This is a genomic window from Caballeronia sp. M23-90 (assembly GCF_053574605.1).
This window is the reverse complement of the sequence record NZ_JBSIPA010000683.1, coordinates 1-2,381: the sequence shown is the minus strand read 5'-3', so window position 1 is coordinate 2,381 and position 2,381 is coordinate 1. Positions and strand designations below refer to the sequence as shown.

3 protein-coding genes are annotated in these 2,381 nt (G+C 62.6%); 2 read left to right on the top strand and 1 reads right to left on the bottom strand.

Going from position 1 to position 2,381, the window contains the following annotated elements:
- The coding region (locus ACRXB1_RS34625; RefSeq protein ID WP_449494605.1) for a TolC family protein at positions 1 to 371 on the top strand (371 nt) is incomplete at its 5' end.
- A 105-nt stretch (positions 372 to 476) separates the two neighbouring features.
- Positions 477 to 1,334 (top strand): hypothetical protein, encoded by an 858-nt coding sequence (locus ACRXB1_RS34620; protein WP_449494604.1) that lies wholly within the window; start codon positions 477 to 479, stop codon positions 1,332 to 1,334.
- A gap of 4 nt (positions 1,335 to 1,338) precedes the next feature.
- On the opposite strand, the gene ACRXB1_RS34615 is transcribed toward ACRXB1_RS34620, so the two are convergent.
- Positions 1,339 to 2,322, bottom strand: coding sequence for a diguanylate cyclase domain-containing protein (locus ACRXB1_RS34615; protein ID WP_231941373.1), 984 nt, complete (start codon positions 2,320 to 2,322; stop codon positions 1,339 to 1,341).
- Positions 2,323 to 2,381 lie beyond the last annotated feature (59 nt).

Below are 2,381 nucleotides of genomic sequence, written 5' to 3'. Positions count from 1 at the left end.
TGCTCGCGCAAAAGCGCGCGGCGCAGGCGAGCTACGAAGCCGCGGTGTCGCAATACAAGCAGACGGTGCTGACCGCATTCCGCAACGTCGCCGATTCTCTTGCGGCGCTCGAGCAGGACAACCAGGCGCTGAATTTCGCCGATACCGCCAGCCGCACCTCCATGAGCGTCTTTACCGATTCGGCGGCCCGTGCGCGGCTCGGCGCAATCCCGCCGTCGTCGGTTCGGGCAAGCGAGCGGCAGTATCGAAATGCCAGGCTCGATGCAATCCGCTACGAAAGCGCGCGCCTGACCGATACCGCGCTGCTCTTCCAGGCGATGGGCTCGCCGAACGGCGGTACAGCGAACGTGGCTGCGGCGAACGCCAAATGAATGGCGTGGCCGGGAGAAAACCATTCACTATTCGGATAAATCCGGTTATCTCGGACTGCCGTTTGCCATAGGCTTGCGTTCTTTCGTGCAATCCGAGGAAATGCCATGTCTCGCCCACCGATCCGCGACGTCTTCCGATTCGCTCATTTGAGACTGGAAAAAGTCGCGCTGGCATGTGCTGCCTTCAGCTTGATGCACGCAACGGCCCGCGCCGATGAACCGGCACCGCCTGAACCCCCGGTTGTCGATCAATGGGCCTTGCCAACGGGCGTTCAACCGGGCGTCCCGGACGCCGATCAAACCGTCCGGAATACTGTTCGCGACGATCCGTGGGCAAACCCGGCCGCAGTACACATCGTGCAGGACGATTCGTGGAGCGCACCTTCTGGCAATCAGGTCAGATCGGGAGAGCAACTGCACGCAGTCACACCCGCTCGACAAACAATGGCGGCAGCCAACCAGCCGGGCCGACCGGCGCACCCCGCCAACGTCCTTGTGATGGACAGCTCGAACTGGAACGAAACGCCGCGCGGACGTTCGCCCGGCCTGATCGCCAGCAACAATGCATGGCGCAAGCGCGTAGCGCCCGATTCGGCCGCGACGATCGAACGCGACGCCACAAAACACAATCGGGGGACTCAACCGGCCGCAGTGTTGAAACTTGATGGCAGTACGCAATCCGATCCCTGGATCACCCCTGCAGCAGCCTCCAAAGGTGCCGACAACGCTGCGGACTGGCAGAACCTCAGGCTTGCATCGGCGCATCAGCCACAAAGCTGCAATCGCGACTGGAGCATCTTCTCCAGCCCGGGTTGCCCGGATTCCAGGAACCCTGCCGATTCAGCGAAGGGCACACAGGTGCAGGCAAGCGGCAATACCGTGCGCCGCCTGATCGCCATAACGCCGGACGGTCGCTGGCGCGCTCCGCTGGTTATCGACGCCGAGGCTTCGCCGCGAAAGTAAGCGCTTATGCGCCGCCGACTTCGACCCGGTTACGTCCATCGCGTTTCGCACGATACAACGCCAGATCAGCCGCTTCGATAAGCTGCTTCACGTCTTCGCCAGGTTCCGGCACTTGCGTTACGCCACCCACACTGATGGTGACGCACTTGGCAACCGCGCCGGCATGCGGCACGGCAAGCGTCTCGACCGCCGCGCGAATTTTTTCGCCGAGGAGGCGCAATCCCGCAGCCGACGTAGACGGCAGCACCACGGCAAACTCTTCACCGCCAAAGCGCGCAGCGAGATCCGCAGGTCGGTTCAGGCAAGATTCAACGGCGCGCGCGACGTGCTTGAGCACATCGTCACCGGCGACGTGACCGTAGGTATCGTTGTATGACTTGAAGCTGTCTACATCGATCATAAGGAAACCAAGCGGCGACTTGTCGCGCGCGGCGCGTTTCCATTCGGCGCTCAGATAATCATCTAGGCAACGCCGGTTCGACAAGGCCGTCAGCCCGTCCGAATTCGTGAGGCGCTGCAATTCCAGATTCGTTTCCAGCAGCTTCTGCTGCGACGTACGCAACGCGCGATACGCCTCGTCGCGCTGCGTGAGGTTCAGGTACGAGCGCGAGTGGTAACGGATCCGCGCGATCAGCTCGATGCTGTCCGGCAATTTCACCAGGTAATCGTTGGCGCCTGCAGCAAACGCCGCGCTCTTGATGCGCGGTTCCTCTTTCGTGGACAACACGATGATCGGGATATCGCGGGTCGACTCATGTTCACGATACTGCCGCACGAGCGTCAGTCCATCCACGCCGGGCATCACCAGGTCCTGCAGGATCACGGTTGGCCGCGTGGCTTGCGCCACCCGCAACGCGTCCTCCGGGTTCGCGCAGTAATGGAAATCGAGCCTCGGCTCGTCCACCAGCATCCGGCGCACGGCTTCCGCTACGATCGTCTGGTCATCGACGAGCAGCACCATGACCGCGCTTTCCGCCGCGCTCGGCATGTTCAGCGCGTCGTTGAGCAGGTCGGCGGCGTGGGTAGCCGCAGCCGACGTGTCGTCGA